Here is a 16,956-nt window from a genome sequence, read left to right as displayed (position 1 = left end):
GTTATTTGCCCATTTACTTTGTATCTTAGCATTTACCTCACAAGCAGAAGATTTAAGATACAAAGATCAAGGGCAATTACATGACATTCAACAACAAATTAATGCAAAGCGAATTGAAAATGACATCCGTAAATTAGTTAACTTTGGCACTCGGCATACTTTGTCCGACACAAAATCAGACACTCGGGGAATTGGTGCGGCAAGACGCTGGATCAAATCTGAATTTGATAATATTTCTAAAGCATGTGGTGGCTGTCTAAAAGTGTATTTCCAGTCACAAACCATTCAAGGTGAAAAACGTATTCCAGATGCGACAGAAGTAATAAGTGTGATTGCAGTGCAAACCGGTAGTACTGATCCTAATCGCTACGTCATGATGTCTGGCGATATTGACTCGCGTATTTCAGATGTTATGAACTTCACCGATGATTCACCCGGTGCAAACGATAATGCCTCTGGCGTCGCAGGCACGTTAGAAGCGGCCCGAATACTCAGCCAGTACAAGTTTAACGGTAGCATTGTTTACGCAGCTTTGGCTGGGGAAGAACAGGGGCTTTTTGGCGGAAAAATATTAGCTGAAACAGCGCAAAAGGAAGGATGGCGTTTAAAAGCAGTTTTAAATAATGACATGATTGGCAATATTGCGGGTATCAATGGCGTTATCAACAATACCACGGCTCGTATTTTTGCCGAAGGCACCCGCTACACCGAAACGGATGCTGAAGCACGTAACCGCAGATATACAGGTGGCGAAGTGGACTCACCTAGTCGCAACTTAGCCCGATACATCGATCTAATGGCTGACCGATATATCCCTAACTTAAATACTATGGTCGTGTATCGCTTAGACAGGTTCGGCCGCGGTGGTCATCACCGCCCCTTCAACGATTTAGGTTATCCAGGTGTTCGCATTATGGAAACCAATGAACATTATGACCGTCAACATCAAGATTTGCGGGTCGAAAATGGTGTCACATATGGTGATACGATTGACGGTGTTAATTTTGATTATGCCGCTAAGCTCACTGCACTAAATGCGGTATCGTTAGCAGGTATGGCGTGGGCGCCTTCTCCACCAGCAAAGGTGACAATAAAAGGTGCAGTTCAACCTAGCACTACGTTGAGCTGGGCGGCGCTAGACAAAAAACAAAACAAGCAGCTTGCTGGGTATAAAATTTATTGGCGCTACACCGACGCACCACAATGGCAATACAGCAAGTTTGTAGGCAATGTGACCAAGTACACTTTAGAAAATGTGGTAATAGACAATTACTTTTTTGGTGTTGCGAGTATCAGCGAAGAAGGGTTTGAGAGTCCTGTCGTGTTTCCCGGCGCTGCAGGCGCTTTTGGCGAGTAATTAACGAATAATAAAATATAAGTCTGACTAAGAAAAAGCAGAGCGGTGATTAATTCGCTCTGTTTTTTTATACTAAGTATTTATTTTAAGTCTGTCTTTTTTAAACTAAGCACGTATTTGACCATTACCCATAACCAAGTATTTCTCAGTCGTGAGTGATTCAACACCCATGGGGCCGTATGCGTGTAGCTTGGTTGTTGCGATACCGATTTCAGCACCCAATCCAAGCTCACTGCCATCAGAAAAACGTGAAGATGCATTAACCATCACAACAGACGCATCTACGGAACGTTGAAAACGTCTCGCAGTTAATTCATTTTTAGTACAGATAACCTCGGTATGATGACTACCAAACCTGTCAATGTGCGCCATAGCTTCTTCAGCACCATCAACAATTCGAACTGCTATCTCTAAGTCCAAGTATTCCTGACCGAAATCTTCTAAAGCTAGAACAGTGCCATGGCTAAAATATTGACAGGCATCTGCACAGGCATTCACTTTAACCTGTTTATCTCTCAGTTTTTCAGCCACTCTCGGTAAAAATTCAGGAGCAATTGAGGTATCCACCAACAGGCCTTCAATCGCATTACAGACACCCGTTCTGTGGGTTTTACCATTCACTAACAAATCCATCGCCACGTTCAGATCCGCTTCTTTGTCTATGTAAAGATGGCATACACCTTTAAAATGTTGAATGACGGGTATTTTACTGTTGTCGGTCACAAAATTAATCAGCCCTTCGCCACCTCTTGGGATGATTACATCGATACTGTCGCGTTGCTGCATCAACTCAAACATCAAGTCACGGCTAGGATCCGGTACGACCGTAATAAGCTCTTTAGGTAAATCAAATTTTACTAACACATCTTGTAGAACTTGGGCGATGGCTAAGCTAGAGACCAAAGCCTCTTTACCACCACGTAAAATAACTGCATTGCCTGATTTAAAGCACAACGCGCCTGCATCTGCCGTGACATTAGGGCGAGCTTCAAAAATCATACAAACAACACCAAGAGGCACACGCATCTTGCGAATTTGTAATCCATTAGGACGTTCGCTTACAACTCGTTCAGCCCCAACAGGGTCAGCTAAACCCGCAATGACTTCGATTCCCGATGCCATTGCTTGAATTCTTTCATCATTTAAGGTGAGCCTATCGATCATAGAACTACTCAAACTATTTTGTCTCGCCTGAGTCAAATCTTGCTCGTTCGCATCAAGGATATTTTGTTTGTTCTCGCGCAGCGCAACCGCCATAGCCATCAAGACTTGATTTTTAACTGACTCTTCTAAAATAGCTAATATTTTTGAGGCTTTTACTGCGCCTAAAGTTAACGTTTTTATGATGCTCATGGGGCCTCCAACAGAGCAACGTTCTTGTCTGAAATAATAGGTCCCGTTTGCTCCTGAAAATCACTAGCAAAGTTTTTATCTTCTTGGTTAGTGATAAAATTCAACAAACAACTACTGTAGTTAGATTTGGCTTTTGCCAACTTTGTACCGTCATTTCTACGTACTAATATCGTATCACCTACAGCAAATTCTCCTTTAACCTCGACTAAGTCATCGCTAGTTAGTTGTTCACTGTGTGCGTCTAATTTGGCAGTAAAGTCATCCTCGACTATTACTTCACCTTGGGCCGTCGATGTGTGTGTCATCCAATGTAAATGCTCTTTCATTGGCGAGGGATCTGAGGAAAAATGCGTTCCTGGATTTTCGCCGTTCAGCAACTTGGTAAATGACGATCCAGTAAAACCATTTATTATATAGGTATCAATACCATGCAACGTCGCTTTTTGAGCCGCTTCTACCTTAGTTATCATGCCACCTGTCCCAACAGCGCTTGTTGCTCCATCTGCCATAGCGAAAATATCTGCATTAATCTCTGAAATATTCGGGATCAGAACAGCATCATCGTGTTTATTTGGATTTTTGTTATACAGACCGTTAATATCTGAACAAATAATCAAGGCATCCGCGTCAGCAGCCGCAGCGACAATCGCAGATAAATTATCATTATCCCCTACTTTCAATTTGTCGGTCACGATGGTGTCATTTTCGTTAATAATCGGCAGCACATCATGCTCTAACAAAGTGAATATTGTCTCTCTGACACTCACATAGCGCTCTCTATCACGCAAATCGCAACGAGTTAGGAGCATTTGAGCTGTTGAGAAATCAAACAATTTATCCCATGTCGCCATCATCTCTGCTTGACCCGCAGCAGCCATAGCCTTTTTAATTGGAATAGTTTGTTGTAACTCATCAGGGAACAAATGTGATCCTGCGGCTACCGAACCTGATGACACCAACACCACCTCGATGCCTTGAGCACGACAGCTCATAATAAATTGCGCAATACTAATTAGATATTGGCTACTACAGCCCTTTCCATGAGGCGCAATCAATGCACTTCCGACTTTTATGACAATACGTTTCCATTCTAATTTATTCATGTGAATAATTACTTACCTTGCGTTGTTCAACGCGTGAATATTGATAGGCATAAGTGCCATTTTTAATAATTTTTTATGTTGAAAAGCCCTAACGCTAGAGTTTTTCTGTTTAGAGGTAGGTTACTAGCCTATTACTTGAGTACCGCCAATGTTACTGACAGTTGATTTGTCTATTAGACAATATGCTTTTAGCCTTGCGTACTAAAACTGTTTACAAATTCATCGGCAATTCAAAGCAAAAATACACAACCACAACCGAGAAAAGTTGTTGCCCTATTTCTGGACTTTTGATAGCTACTGATGTTTTTGATTAGTTTCAAAGCTTCATTTCAATCCGAATTAATAGTTGATTAAAATTACGCAGTGAACTAATGATTAGAATACTAACTATTTAATCATCGATAATCCAGTTAATTATCGATATAAGATAGTACAAAGGCGTAATAATTAGATAGTATTGAACTTTTAAAGTGTATTTATAAAGTTTGGCATCTAATAAAAAATTGAACTTCAGGTTAATTACTCATACATTAGCGCCATTATTTAGCGCCGGTTTAGTGTTTTTATAAGTGCCATTCAAAGATGTTTAGAGGTAAGTGTTATGCAAAAGTATGAAGAGTTATTGGTTTCATTAAGAAAGGTTATAAGAGCTATCGATCTTTATTCAAAAAAACTATCTAAAGAAAGTGGGCTTACCAGTCCTCAGCTTATTGTTCTTAAAGAAATTGATAAACATGACGGTTATATGGTTAAGGATATCGCCCAAAGTATTAATCTTAGCTCAGCCACGGTGACGAGTATTTTAGATCGACTCGAGGCACGTGCCTATGTGATTAGAGAGCGCTCAGTAACAGATAAACGTAAAGTGGGATTATATCTTACTGAACAAGGAAAGGCAGTAATCAAAGATGCGCCACGACCACTACAAACACATTTTATTGATCGTTTTGAAAAACTTGAAGACTGGGAGCAAACCCAGTTAATGTCAACTATGCAGCGTATCGCCTCCATGATGGATGCTGAAAAGTTAGATGCATCGCCAATGTTAGAAGTAGGCGCTATAGAGGAAATAACCAAGCCAGAGTAATCTAGAACACTCAGACCAACGTATAAGTGCGTTTATAGGATTATCTACTCATGCAGAAAAAGACAGATACAGCCTCCATACCAAAAGGACGATTGAGTCGTTTGGGTAAACTCAGTTCTTTAGCAGGACGAGTGGCTGGAAACATCCTAGCGGAAGGTGTCAGTGAATTAGTTAAAGGTAATCGGCCTAAAATTAAGGACCTATTACTGACGCCTAGTAATGCAATGAGGGTGGCAGACCAACTTGCGCAAATGCGTGGTGCGGCAATGAAAGTAGGTCAAATGATATCAATGGATGCGGGCGATATGTTGCCTGCGGAGTTGGCAGATTTACTAGCTCGGCTGCGTTCAGACGCCAAATCTATGCCGGAAAAAGAGCTCATTAGTTTATTGAAAGCAGAATGGGGCGAAAGCTGGCAGAAAAAATTTATCCAATTCCCACTGCAACCTATCGCTGCAGCATCTATAGGTCAAGTACATAAAGTCATCACCCAAGATCTGAAACGTCTAGCGGTTAAAATTCAATATCCAGGTATTAAACAAAGCATCAATAGCGATGTAGATAACGTGGCGACTTTAATAAAAATGACGGGCTTACTTCCTAAGGGACTGGATATTAAACCGTTATTGTCCGAAGCTAAAAAACAACTTCACGATGAGGCAGATTATGCACTTGAAGGTCAATATTTAGAGCGATATGCAGCAGTGATTGAAAATGACGATGCCTTTATTATGCCGGTTTTAGATAACGAATTCAGTTCTGACACTATTCTTGCTATGAGTTTTGTTGATGGCACACCGATAGAGCAGTTGGTCAATGCGCCGCAAGCAACACGAGATCAAGTTATGAGCCACCTAATGCGTCTTTTTTTAAAGAACTATTTGACTTCCAATTGGTACAAACTGACCCTAACTTTGCTAATTACCAATATGATCAAGACACCCTGAAAATTGTCTTATTAGATTTTGGAGCAACCCGAGTTTACACATCACAGATGGCCAACAGTTATCGTCAGCTTATGCAGGGAGCCAGTGAGCATGACAAAACCAAAATTCGTCAGGCAATCTTAGATATCGGTCTAATCAGGCAGGACTTGCCTGAAAAGGTTCAGCAAAATATTACTGATTTAGCTTATATGGCCTGCGAGCCCCTGTATGGCGAATCACCTTATGACTTTGCTGCCTCTGACTTGTCTTCCCGGTTACAACAACAAGGCATGCAATTGGGGTTAGAAAAAGAGTACGCACACACACCTTCGGCTAACGCGATATTTTTGCATCGTAAGTTGGGTGGATTATTTTTATTGGCAATAAAATTAAAAGCTAAAGTAGATATGCAAAACCTATTCTCAGCATATAATAAAGCTTAATTAGCGGTTCTAAGGACACAGATGCTTATTCAACTCTCCTCAATTCAGGCTCGGCTTATCGGTGTATTACTCGAAAAAGAAGTCACTACACCTGAACAATATCCACTATCTCTGAATAGTTTAATATTAGGTTGCAACCAAAAAAGTAATCGGGACCCAGTGATGAACCTGAGTGAGTCAGAGGTACAAAATGGTTTAGATGAACTGAGAGATAAGAAACTAATCTTCGAGCATACTGGCATTGGAAGCCGTGTTGTGAAGTATAAACATCGTTTCTGTAATACCGAATTTAGTGATTTAAAATTTAGTCGTCAGCAATTAGCTATTGTCTGCGTGATGTTATTACGCGGCCCACAAACTCCCGGCGAACTTAAATCCCGTACCAACAGATTAGCCGAATTTGATAATGTGGATAAAATAGAAGAAACATTAAATAAGTTACACCAGTTAAACGGCGAAAAATTAGTAGTGAAACTAGAACGTGAGCCCGGTAAACGGGAGGCTCGTTATGGGCATTTATTCAGTGGTGAAGATGGATTGCAAATCTTGTCGCAAGCACCATCGAAAATAGCCAACACTGGTCATGTACAAAATGAGTCATTAATCGATTCGCATGCATTAAGGCGGATTACTCATTTGGAGCAACAAGTTGCTGATTTAACTAGCCAATTAATAGAGTTAAAGGAAATGGTTGATATACTAAGTGAATAAGTAAAACTAATTTTTATATCAGCCATTGTTAAAAGTGGGCTTAGTATCAAGGCGATGAGTATTTTTAAAACCAGTTGAATAATCAGTGATTGAGCAAAATACAAAGCATAGATAACAGCTAAAATAAAATCCATTTTATGCACTGAATACTTGTTAGCTTTGCTGTTTCTTGGTCATTATTCGAGTGCGGATGTGTGTCAGCTTTAGAATTTTCCATGCTTATCCTAAATTTAAAATGAATTAGATTAAGCAGCTGAGTCAATAAGAACTTGGCTGTCTATTGGTGAAACTAATTTATAGGTTCAAATTTAAGAAGCAATATTGCTATGCTTTCCCATTTATTCTAGTGATAAAATTGCACCATTAGCTAGTTTAATCAATCCAAAAACGCTTGGAACAACCAACTAAACTTCAGCCGTATCAAGCTCAAAACGCGTCATTTTTTTAGAAAATCAGATATTCTCTGCCGGCTGTATACCAAGTTTCAACTGGATTATATCCGCATCAAGAAATGACCTCCTCATCGGTCTCTTTCACTAAGTAACATGCTATACAGGCAAAATATCATGGTTTTCACTGGCGAATTGTAGAAATTTTACACTGCAGTTAATTGCTTAGACCTAATGCTTAGAAAAGACTGGTTTAACAATCAACAAGGCTTAAGATGCAACCTGTAAAACAAAACAGATAAAGAGAAAACAGATAATGGCTAACGACGGAAACTACAAAAAAGTAAAATCGGTGCTCACCAGCTCAAACCTGAAACGATGATGATGTCCTACGGTTATGACCCGCAATTATCCGAAGGCTCCGTCAAACCTCCTGTTTTCTTAACCTCTACATTCGCCTACCAAACACCGGAGGAGGGAGAAGAGTTCTTCCATATCATGGCGGGCAGAAAACCCGCGCCACAAGGCAGTGTTGGCGGTCTAATTTATAGCCGTTTCAATCATCCCAACGTTGAAATAATCGAAGACCGACTATCACTTTTTGAAGGCTCAGAGCGCTCCGTAGTTTGTTCCAGTGGTATGGGTGCAATTAGCGCGATATTACTTGCTTACTTGCGCCCCGGTGATGTTATTGTTCAAAGTGCTCCTTTGTACGGAGGTACCGAAACACTTATTCGTAAATTCTTGCCCGAATTCAACATCGACACCGGTGAATTCCACGATGGTCTTGACGAGTCAGCCATGCTCAGCTCGCTGCGTGAAGCTACAAAAAAAGGCCGCGTTGCCATGGTCTTTGTTGAATCACCCGCCAACCCAACAAACTCTCTTGTTGATTTCGAAGCGCTAAACCGTGTATTAGATACTATTGAGACAGAAACAGGCCATCGTCCAATCAGTGTCTGCGACAACACCCTCATGGGTCCTGTGTTCCAACAAGTTGTGCCCCAAGGCATTGATATGGCAATGTACTCACTGACCAAATATGTCGGCGGCCATAGCGACCTCGTCGCTGGTGCTGTTTGTGGCAGTATTGAAATGCTGCGACCAGTTCGCGCCACCCGCGGCATTCTGGGTCTTAACCTCGACCCGCATACTAGCTGGATGATCTCCCGCTCACTCGAAACTTTAAGTATTCGCATGGAACGTTCCGCTGATAGCGGCCGTAAAGTGGCACAATGGATTGCAGATAATACTTACATCCCTTCAAAAGTACTTCACCCTGAGTTCATCGCAGATAAAGCTTACCAGGCCGTTTATAAACGACAATGTTCTGGGCCTAGCTCAACATTTTCATTCGTGTTGGAGGTGTCAAAATCAGACACTTTTCGCCTGATCAACAACCTGTCCCTTTTCAAATCCGCGGTCAGTCTCGGCGGCAGTGAAAGTCTTATCTGCCACCCGGGTAGTACCACTCATTCAGGCGTACCTGCTGACTTACGTGAAAAATTCGGTGTAACCGATGGCCTTATACGCCTCTCCATCGGCCTTGAACATCCGGACGATCTCATAGCCGATCTCAATAATGCTTTCCGTATGACCTTTAAGGATACAAATATCTCATGACATTTGACTCTTTGGTTTGCTGTAAATGGGTTAACCACTTCGACACTAGCAAAAAAGTGTTAGTCTAGATATACACAATTAGCCGATAAACTTTGCTATCAAAAAAACTATATTGCCTGCATCCCTTTAGCTTTTAATCCTTGTAAAGCCTGAGCAGCATAAACGCTAAAGGGGCTCTATAAAACAGACCTAAATTCAATAAAACACTGGTTTTGAGTAACCGGAATTAGGTGGTTTGTAAAAAAATAGCTAAACAAATAATCTTATTCATTAAAGTATATTGGCAATCATAAAAGAGATGGGATAGAACTAATTAGTGCACCATGCTTTAGTGTGCAAACATACCTTAATTATGCAAATAAATATCGAGGAACGACCACTTAATAGCAGCGAATGTGGACGATAAACAACTCGCCCAAGACTTTAAAAATCAACTCGCTAAATAGCGGTTGAACCGCCATCAACGGGTAATGTTACTCCAGTGGTGAAACCCGCAGCTTCAGAGCACAAATACAAAACTGCACCCACTACCTCTTCTACTGTTCCTATTCTGCCAACAGGGTGCATAGCGCCAATTGCATGAGCCTTTTTTTCATCTCCTGCTAGTGCGCGACGATACATGTTGGTATCGATAACAGCAGGGCAAATAGCATTGACTCGAATACTTTTCTTGGCATATTCGACTGCAGCAGACTTAGTGAGTCCCACAACCGCATGTTTACTAGCAGCATAAATACTCATCTTTGGCGCTGCACCTAAACCTGCGACAGACGCAGTATTCACAATCGCACCACCGCCAGTTTTGAGCATAGTTTGAATTTCGTGTTGCATACACAACCACACACCTTTGACATTGATGTCCATGATTTTGTCGAAAACGTCCTCGCTACCATCGGCTAATTTACCTGACTCGATATCAATACCGGCATTATTAAACGCAATATCTATACGACCGAAAGTGTCTTGGATAAAAGCAAAAAGCGCGGTCACTGATCCACTGTTACTTACATCACAGGCATGGAAAACGGCCTTGTGACCTTGAGCACAAAGACTATTTGCGACGTGTTCACCACCGTTGTCTATATCTGCCAACACTACCTTGGCACCTTGTGCTGCAAAAGCCCGAGCGGTAGCTTCCCCTATTCCAGCCGCCGCACCTGTTACTAATACAACTTTATCTAAAAACCCTTGCTGATTATCCATTAATTCACTCTCTATTTCTTACTTGTCACAAGACTATCAACTCAAACAGAAAACAAAAAATAGCTTTTATACATGTTGACCTATCAATGTAATGAATAACTAATAATCAAACGTAAGACACAAAATGTGTATTTTGGTCAGATATTTAAGAGCATGAGTATCAACCTGATGTTTTCTTGCTACAATGTCAACAACCAAGACGAGGCACATTGCTGAGTCGTTCAATGGGCGGAACTATGATTACATTTACACTTAACGGTAACAAAATTAGCACGGACGCACCTTCAGACACACCATTACTGTGGGTCATTCGAGACGAATTTGGGCTTAAAGGCACCAAGTTTGGTTGTGGTATTGCGATGTGTGGTGCCTGTACTGTGCATTTAAATGGTGGTCCGGTTAGGTCTTGCTCATTGCCCATTGCCGCACTTAACGGTAGCGAAATACTCACCATTGAAGGACTCGAAAACAAACATCCTTTACAACAGGCCTGGGTTGATAATCAGGTACCTCAATGTGGTTACTGCCAATCAGGTCAAATCATGCAAGCCTCTGCATTATTAGCCACTAATGCAAATCCCTCAGACGAAGAAATTGTTAATCATATGACCGGAAACCTTTGTCGCTGCATGTCCTATAAACGCATTAAAGACGCCATCAAACAGGTATCTTCAGCAAGTGCCAGTGTAGTAGAAATTTATGACCCCAAAAGAGAAAGCATTCTAGAAAACAGCAATGAACAGGAGGTTGTGTAAATGAGCCGCCTCAATAAAACCGAAACAATTGAACAAAGTCGCCGTCAGTTTCTTATTGGTACCGTTGGCACAGGCTTAGTCATGGCCTTTGCGCCGGTATTGACTTCGTGTTCCTCAGAATCTGCTGCTACTGCTATAATTGAAAAACGCTTTAATCCAACCGTTTGGTTTGAAATTGATCAAACAGGTTCAATTTTGGTCAACATTTCACGAGCCGAAATGGGGCAACACGTAGGTACTGCAATCGCCCGTATTGTTGCAGACGAGTTAGGCGCCGACTGGAATAAGGTCACAATTAAACATGTAGATACCGATCCCAAATGGGGTTATATGGTGACGGGAGGTTCATGGTCTGTTTTCCAATCATACTTGCCCATGTCTCAAGCAGGAGCTGCGGGGCGAACAGCTTTAATTGAAGCCGCAGCAACATTACTGGGCGTTCAAGCAACTGACTGTGAAACACAAAATAGCCAAGTGATATGCGGTGACAAGTCAATTAGCTTCGCCGACATTGTCAGTAAAGGCAAAATAGATAAAACATTTAGTCCCGAAGAACTTGCCAAGTTTACACCTAAAGATCCGAAAACAAGACAGCTGATTGCGAAGCCTAGTAAGGCTTTAGATATACCTGCAAAATCCACAGGAACAGCGAAATACGGCATTGACGTTGAACTTGAGGGCATGGTGTACGCACGTCCGTTAATACCGCCAACGCGTTATGGTTCGAAGGTGCTTAAAGTAAACGATAGCAAAGCGACTGATGTTAAAGGTTACTTAGGCTACGAAATTTTACAGGACCCCAGCAATATTCTGCAAGGGTGGGTATCTGTTCTAGCAGATACTTACTATGGTGCAATTAGTGCTGCAAAAGCCATTGAAGTCGAATATCAGGCGGGTGAAACAGCCAATGTCAGTGAGCAAGATTTAATTGACGAAGGTGAAAGGCTGGTTGCTGATAAATCCTCAGGTGGGCTTTTTGTTGACCTCGGTGATATCGATAAAACAGCTGCAGAAGCTAAAAAGTCTATCGATGGCACTTACAGGACAGCTTCTGCGCTGCACTTTGCTTTAGAGCCAGTCAATGCAGCCGTTGAGTTCAAAGACGGAATTTGTCATGTACATACGGGCAACCAATGGCAATCATTATTTTTACCCGTTGTAGCCAAATCTGTGGGACTCACCGATGACAAAGTTATTATTCATCAATATTACTTAGGTGGTGGTTTTGGTAGGCGTTTAGCCGGTGATTACATGATCCCTGCAGCAGTGACTGCTAAAGCCATAGGCAAACCAGTCAAACTGGTATTTACCCGAGAAGACGACTCGCGCTTTGACTGTATCCGCTCACCTTCAGTACAACATTTTGCTGCCTACTGGGATAACGAAGATGCGTTACAAGGTATTGATCATGCCGCTGCAGCGGGTTGGCCATCCTTGACTATGGCGCCTGGTTTTATGCCAGACAGCGTAGACAAAAAAACCAAGGTCGATGCCTTTTCGATTAGCGGTGCCGACCATTGGTACAGCCTGAACAACCATAGAGTACGAGCCATCAACAACCCACTTGCGCAGAAGACCTTTGTACCAGGTTATCTACGTGCTGTTGGACCGGGTTGGATTGGATGGGGAGTAGAATCGTTTATGGATGAAATCGCTCATGCACAAAATATGGATCCTATTGATTTCAGAATGCAACTGCTCGACGCTAAGGGTAGAAATGCAAGTAAAGCACCCGAGGCCGTAGGTGGAGCAAAACGTCTGGCTCATGTGTTAAATGAAACAAAAATGAAATCTGGTTGGGGTAAAACCTTACCTGAAAATGAAGGCATGGGCGTGGCAATTGCCGCAGGACAAGAGCGTGCGATGCCCACATGGAGTGCTTGTGTCGCACATGTTAGAGTTGATCCCGCCACTGGCAACGTAAAGGTATTAAAGCTTACTAATGTAATGGACTGTGGCACCGTGGTTCATCCTGATGGCGCACTAGCCCAAACAGAAGGCGCAATGCTTTGGGGACTAAGCCTTGCATTACACGAAGGAACAGCCATTAAAGATGGACAAGTTGCTGACACAAATTTAAATACCTATACGCCACTACGCATGGCAGATGTTCCAGAATTGGATATCAGTTTTGTACAAAATACTGAATTCCCAACCGGATTAGGTGAGCCAGGTTTAATTGCGGTTGCCCCTGCTATCGGTAATGCAATATTTAATGCTGTTGGCGCAAGAGTGCGCGACTTACCTATTACACCTAAGGCCGTAAAAGCCTTAATTTAAGTTACACGTCTCGGCTAAGTACTGAGTTTTGAAGCGCCATTTCTTGCCATAAGTAATGGCGCTTTTTTATAAGTGACGACATGTGTCGTTTTTGATACCGATGCTATATAAAACCTATCGTTAATCTCAAGTTTGTTAAGATCACGATATCAATAATACAACGTATTAAGCGAAAAAAAATGCTCCTTATTCAACGTAAAGAAACCAAACAGCGCATGAGCCGGATTGTTATCCACCAAGGCATTATCTACCTTTGTGGGCAAGTCTGTGCCGACGCCACCCAAAATATTGAACACCAAACTCAAACTATGCTCGATAAAGTAGACCAATTATTATTAGACGCCGGCAGCGATAGACAACATCTATTATCAGCCACAATTTACATCAAAGATATGCAAGACTTTCAGGCCATGAATACGGTGTGGGATAGTTGGATACCAGAGGGACACGCACCTGCTAGAACTTGTGTTCAGGCGTCAATGGCTAGACCTGAATTATTAGTCGAAATATCGGTAGTTGCGGCGCAGAAGTAGTCAACAACAATACCCCATAAAGTCCCTCACCTTTGTTATTTAATACTCCCATTCACATTATTATTTGAATGGGAGCTATCATTTAGGAGCTTATATAGTTTGTTCATTCAAATGTTACTGACTGATATCTGTCTCTAATTGATTTAGTTGGCTGTCGCAACTATCTGCCTTTTTAAGCCAGCATAATGTATACCAACCAATAACCAAGCCTGATATGACATTGGCAGCAGCAATGGCGTAATAAACCGCTTTTATATCGAAATATATGCCCGCGATGACACCCAGAGGCACATACAATAATGCCGTTCTAAATAAGTAATAACCCAATGAGCTTAACGGTCGGCCCAGGGCATTAAACGCCGCTGCTGAGACAATCACAATTCCATATCCCCAAAGTCCAATGGTGGCAATACCCAGATAGCTAGAAGACTCTTTCGCAATACCCGCATCAGAGGATAATACTCGGCTGATTGGCTCCGCCGCAAAATACAATAACGTTAAGATAAAGACTGACCAAACGCAGCACATAAGGTAACAATACTTAACAGCTTGCAGTACTCGGCTCTTTTTATTCGCGCCCCAATTTTGACCAACTATGGGCGCGATAGAAGCAGACAACGCAAACATAGGGATACAAGCAAAAGTCTCAATTCGCGTGGCTACGCCAAAAGCAGCTACCGTCTCAGCACCAAAAGTCGCAATTATACTGGTAACAATAGTCACGCCAAAAGGATTAACCGCACTACCAACACCTGCTGGTATTCCCACTTTTAATACTTTTTTACAAGATTGAACAAATTCAGATAACGCAGGCACCAGTAAAACAATCATTTTTTCGCGGTAATAGGCAACGTATAAAGCCAATAAAAAAGTAAAGACTCTTGCGACAAATGTGCCGTATGCTGCACCTTCTATATTAAAAGCGGGAATGGGCCCCCAGCCAAAGACTAAAATAGGCGTCGCGATTATATTGATAACAGCAGTACCGATCATGATAATACTTGGCCATACTGCATCACCCACTGCCCGAATAATCGCATTGGCAACCATAGGGATGACCAAAAACGGCATAGAGATGTACCAAATCCACATATAACGTTCAATCATCGAAAGCACTTCTCCTTGCGCCCCTAAGAGCATAAACAAAGGTTTGATCGTCAGCAGCCCAATGATTGAAATAATCACTACAATTAAAGTCGCAACAATTAAACTATCGGTAGATAGACGTTTTGCTTCTTTTTCATTTTTTGCGCCAATCGCTTGTGAAACAACTGCCGCCGCACCCGCTCCTAAACCAATAGCTAAGCTTGCGATAGTGATAGTGATTGGGAAGGTAAATGACAACGCAGCTAGTTCGTTGGTACCGAGTTTACCTACAAAGTAGGTATCGACAATCGACACAGACATAGTCGCCATAATACCAATTGTCATGGGTAAGGTCAGTGCAGCAATAGCTGTCCACAGTGACCCTAAAGTTAAATCACGAGAAGATTTACTCATGGAGTTCCTTATGTTTTTTGAAAGGCTTACTGCTTTCTGAAAGGCTCACTTGTGATTTTACAAAATGAGTAAAGACGTAGATACGTAATAAAACTCAAATAGGAGGCACTTTTGGAGGAATATTTTGTAGTTTCGCAAACTTAGCTCTTTTTTGCAGACACTCACTACTCTATTTTCTGCAAACATTGCACTACTCTATTTTCTGCAAACATTGCACTATCCAGTTTTTCAGCTGTGACTCACTTAATCCACCCGAAATTCTGTCGATTTCTTTACCATGGTAAAAAAAGACTAATGTAGGAATACTGCGAATAGTGGCGTCAGTTGACACTTTCTGCGCTTTTTCAGTGTTCACTTTAGCAAATAACAAACTTTCAGATTGTTTGGCAACTTTACTAAACACAGGCGCCATAGCTTGACATGGGCCACACCAACTTGCCCAAAAATCGACAATCACTGGTAAGTCGTTTTTTTCAATATAACGATAAAATGAAAAATCCGATAACTCCACTGGACTCGAAGAATAGGCGGCTTGCTGACACTTACCACACTTGGCCTGTGTATGACTTTTACTCTCTGGTATACGATTTATTGCGAGGCAAAGAGAACAAACTATATGCATATATTTTCCTAATAAGTGGTCTATCTAAATTTAACTGAGAGTGACTTTTAGCTGAGAGTTACTTTTAATTGAGAGTTACTTTTAATTGAGAATTACTTTTAATTGAGAGTGACTAATTTGTTGTTAACTCGACTTAATCTATTTTTAATATGTATCTGCATACTATCTAGACCATCAACCGATTCTAGAAAGGTATCCACTAAGCATTTTTGTTGCTCATCGAATTGCTGGTAACAGTCTACTATTCGTTGCACTTTCCATTGATGAAACGTGCCAATGGCGCGCTGTTCTGTGATGTCACCAATTGTAAAATCATGTTTACCAATAGTTCTGGGGATTTCTGATTTTTTTGGATTTTGCTCAACCCATGTATCTAAACTCTTCACAGTGCTTGTCAATACCGGCCATTGTTCTTTAAACATACGTGTTATTAGCTCAAGTAACGTGTCGGATATAACGTCGTCAGCTAAAAATTCACCTTCAACATCTTGAGTTTGATTCATTCTTTCACCCATTTAGCAACATTAGGTGCCGCTTTTTTCATTAAGGCACCGTGAGCAGGGTCACGTATAAATGTGCATACAAAGGCCCCATTAAACCAAAATCACCTAAACTAGGTTTACTGCCTAGAAGATAGTCATGCTCTGCAAAATGTTTATCTAATAATGGTAACACATGATTTTCATACCAATCCTCTATGGCAGGAATACTCTTATCAGCAATCCCTAACATCGGCACAAATCCCTTAAACTTCGCACCGATTTTTTTACCGATAAATGCACGAATAAACCCTGGCATATTAGGTGCAATAACCTTACCAAACTCTTCATAAATAAAAGGAAAATTGTCTTTATTCCAGCGGTAATGCATAGCAGGTATCACTAACCATTCATCATCCCAGGTTTCAAATAAGTAAGAAACCAACTTCTGTTTAGGCGTCGTGGGGGTAACCGAACGTTGAGGGTGATGTTGCTCTAGCGTATCGATAATCTGTGCTGTATCTTGTAAATATTCATCCTCAGGAGTTTTCACACTGGCACAAAACGTATACCAGTATTAGGCACAATGATG

Annotated in this window: 14 protein-coding genes and 1 pseudogene; 8 read left to right on the top strand and 7 right to left on the bottom strand. The window is 41.6% G+C overall.

The genetic code is table 11. The annotated features are described in order from the left end of the window. The first annotated feature begins 22 nt into the window (after positions 1–22). Positions 23–1,357: a M28 family metallopeptidase gene (locus C427_RS06020; protein ID WP_085949643.1), complete on the top strand. Its 1,335-nt coding sequence runs from the start codon at positions 23–25 to the stop codon at positions 1,355–1,357. 105 nt (positions 1,358–1,462) lie between these two features. Here C427_RS06020 and C427_RS06015 read toward each other — a convergent pair whose 3' ends face one another. Then, positions 1,463–2,710: a glutamate-5-semialdehyde dehydrogenase gene (locus C427_RS06015; RefSeq protein ID WP_007642063.1), complete on the bottom strand. Its 1,248-nt coding sequence runs from the start codon at positions 2,708–2,710 to the stop codon at positions 1,463–1,465. Beyond that, positions 2,707–3,813 (bottom strand): glutamate 5-kinase, encoded by a 1,107-nt coding sequence (proB, locus tag C427_RS06010; protein ID WP_007642057.1) that lies wholly within the window; start codon positions 3,811–3,813, stop codon positions 2,707–2,709. The genes C427_RS06015 and proB overlap by 4 nt, the downstream gene beginning before the upstream one ends. Positions 3,814–4,414: 601 nt before the next feature. On the opposite strand from proB, the gene C427_RS06005 reads away from it, so the two are divergent. The 4 genes and pseudogenes from C427_RS06005 (at position 4,415) to C427_RS05990 (ending at position 8,992) form a co-directional block, all read left to right on the top strand. After that, on the top strand, positions 4,415–4,900 hold the full coding sequence (locus C427_RS06005) for a MarR family winged helix-turn-helix transcriptional regulator (RefSeq protein ID WP_007642056.1): 486 nt from the start codon (positions 4,415–4,417) through the stop codon (positions 4,898–4,900). 50 nt (positions 4,901–4,950) lie between these two features. Further along, a pseudogene (locus C427_RS06000) lies at positions 4,951–6,269 on the top strand (ABC1 kinase family protein). A 21-nt stretch (positions 6,270–6,290) separates the two neighbouring features. Beyond that, positions 6,291–6,980 carry a YceH family protein gene (locus C427_RS05995; protein ID WP_007642054.1) on the top strand — a complete coding sequence of 230 codons (690 nt, stop codon included), beginning with the start codon at positions 6,291–6,293 and terminating at the stop codon, positions 6,978–6,980. A 767-nt stretch (positions 6,981–7,747) separates the two neighbouring features. Beyond that, complete coding sequence (locus C427_RS05990) at positions 7,748–8,992, top strand: cystathionine gamma-synthase family protein (protein WP_081602659.1); 1,245 nt, start codon at positions 7,748–7,750, stop codon at positions 8,990–8,992. A 438-nt stretch (positions 8,993–9,430) separates the two neighbouring features. Here the strand turns inward: C427_RS05990 and C427_RS05985 are convergent, their stop codons facing one another. After that, on the bottom strand, positions 9,431–10,195 hold the full coding sequence (locus C427_RS05985) for an SDR family oxidoreductase (protein ID WP_007642051.1): 765 nt from the start codon (positions 10,193–10,195) through the stop codon (positions 9,431–9,433). A 236-nt stretch (positions 10,196–10,431) separates the two neighbouring features. On the opposite strand from C427_RS05985, the gene C427_RS05980 reads away from it, so the two are divergent. The 3 genes from C427_RS05980 (at position 10,432) to C427_RS05970 (ending at position 13,763) form a co-directional block, all read left to right on the top strand. Then, on the top strand, positions 10,432–10,950 hold the full coding sequence (locus tag C427_RS05980; protein WP_007642049.1) for a (2Fe-2S)-binding protein: 519 nt from the start codon (positions 10,432–10,434) through the stop codon (positions 10,948–10,950). Then, positions 10,951–13,230 (top strand): xanthine dehydrogenase family protein molybdopterin-binding subunit, encoded by a 2,280-nt coding sequence (locus C427_RS05975; RefSeq protein ID WP_007642047.1) that lies wholly within the window; start codon positions 10,951–10,953, stop codon positions 13,228–13,230. Positions 13,231–13,409: 179 nt separating this feature from the next. Next, positions 13,410–13,763: a RidA family protein gene (locus C427_RS05970; protein ID WP_015430569.1), complete on the top strand. Its 354-nt coding sequence runs from the start codon at positions 13,410–13,412 to the stop codon at positions 13,761–13,763. 114 nt (positions 13,764–13,877) lie between these two features. Here the strand turns inward: C427_RS05970 and C427_RS05965 are convergent, their stop codons facing one another. The 4 genes from C427_RS05965 to C427_RS27165 all read right to left on the bottom strand — a co-directional run bounded on the left by C427_RS05965 (position 13,878) and on the right by C427_RS27165 (position 16,917). Further along, positions 13,878–15,263 (bottom strand): MATE family efflux transporter, encoded by a 1,386-nt coding sequence (locus C427_RS05965; protein ID WP_007642041.1) that lies wholly within the window; start codon positions 15,261–15,263, stop codon positions 13,878–13,880. Positions 15,264–15,453: 190 nt separating this feature from the next. Next, positions 15,454–15,885 carry a thioredoxin TrxC gene (trxC, locus tag C427_RS05960; protein WP_034900136.1) on the bottom strand — a complete coding sequence of 144 codons (432 nt, stop codon included), beginning with the start codon at positions 15,883–15,885 and terminating at the stop codon, positions 15,454–15,456. Positions 15,886–15,983: 98 nt separating this feature from the next. Continuing rightward, positions 15,984–16,388, bottom strand: coding sequence for a hypothetical protein (locus C427_RS27170; protein WP_015430568.1), 405 nt, complete (start codon positions 16,386–16,388; stop codon positions 15,984–15,986). Positions 16,389–16,428: 40 nt separating this feature from the next. Continuing rightward, on the bottom strand, positions 16,429–16,917 hold the full coding sequence (locus tag C427_RS27165) for a glutathione S-transferase family protein (RefSeq protein ID WP_015430567.1): 489 nt from the start codon (positions 16,915–16,917) through the stop codon (positions 16,429–16,431). Between the last annotated feature and the right edge of the window lie 39 nt (positions 16,918–16,956).

Source organism: Paraglaciecola psychrophila 170 (genome assembly GCF_000347635.1).
Classification (GTDB): domain Bacteria; phylum Pseudomonadota; class Gammaproteobacteria; order Enterobacterales; family Alteromonadaceae; genus Paraglaciecola; species Paraglaciecola psychrophila.
This window is presented reverse-complemented; position numbering and strand designations above follow the sequence as displayed.

What these genes read in the sequence shown, in the direction of transcription:
- C427_RS27170 (WP_015430568.1), bottom strand. Translation starts at nt 16,388, where the DNA reads ATGAATCAAACTCAAGATGTTGAAGGTGAATTTTTAGCTGACGACGTT.
- C427_RS06015 (WP_007642063.1), bottom strand. Translation starts at nt 2,710, where the DNA reads ATGAGCATCATAAAAACGTTAACTTTAGGCGCAGTAAAAGCCTCAAAA.
- C427_RS05985 (WP_007642051.1), bottom strand. Translation starts at nt 10,195, where the DNA reads ATGGATAATCAGCAAGGGTTTTTAGATAAAGTTGTATTAGTAACAGGT.
- C427_RS05965 (WP_007642041.1), bottom strand. Translation starts at nt 15,263, where the DNA reads ATGAGTAAATCTTCTCGTGATTTAACTTTAGGGTCACTGTGGACAGCT.
- proB (WP_007642057.1), bottom strand. Translation starts at nt 3,813, where the DNA reads ATGAATAAATTAGAATGGAAACGTATTGTCATAAAAGTCGGAAGTGCA.
- C427_RS06005 (WP_007642056.1), top strand. Translation starts at nt 4,415, where the DNA reads ATGCAAAAGTATGAAGAGTTATTGGTTTCATTAAGAAAGGTTATAAGA.
- C427_RS05980 (WP_007642049.1), top strand. Translation starts at nt 10,432, where the DNA reads ATGATTACATTTACACTTAACGGTAACAAAATTAGCACGGACGCACCT.
- C427_RS05970 (WP_015430569.1), top strand. Translation starts at nt 13,410, where the DNA reads ATGCTCCTTATTCAACGTAAAGAAACCAAACAGCGCATGAGCCGGATT.
- C427_RS05995 (WP_007642054.1), top strand. Translation starts at nt 6,291, where the DNA reads ATGCTTATTCAACTCTCCTCAATTCAGGCTCGGCTTATCGGTGTATTA.
- C427_RS05990 (WP_081602659.1), top strand. Translation starts at nt 7,748, where the DNA reads ATGATGATGTCCTACGGTTATGACCCGCAATTATCCGAAGGCTCCGTC.
- trxC (WP_034900136.1), bottom strand. Translation starts at nt 15,885, where the DNA reads ATGCATATAGTTTGTTCTCTTTGCCTCGCAATAAATCGTATACCAGAG.
- C427_RS05975 (WP_007642047.1), top strand. Translation starts at nt 10,951, where the DNA reads ATGAGCCGCCTCAATAAAACCGAAACAATTGAACAAAGTCGCCGTCAG.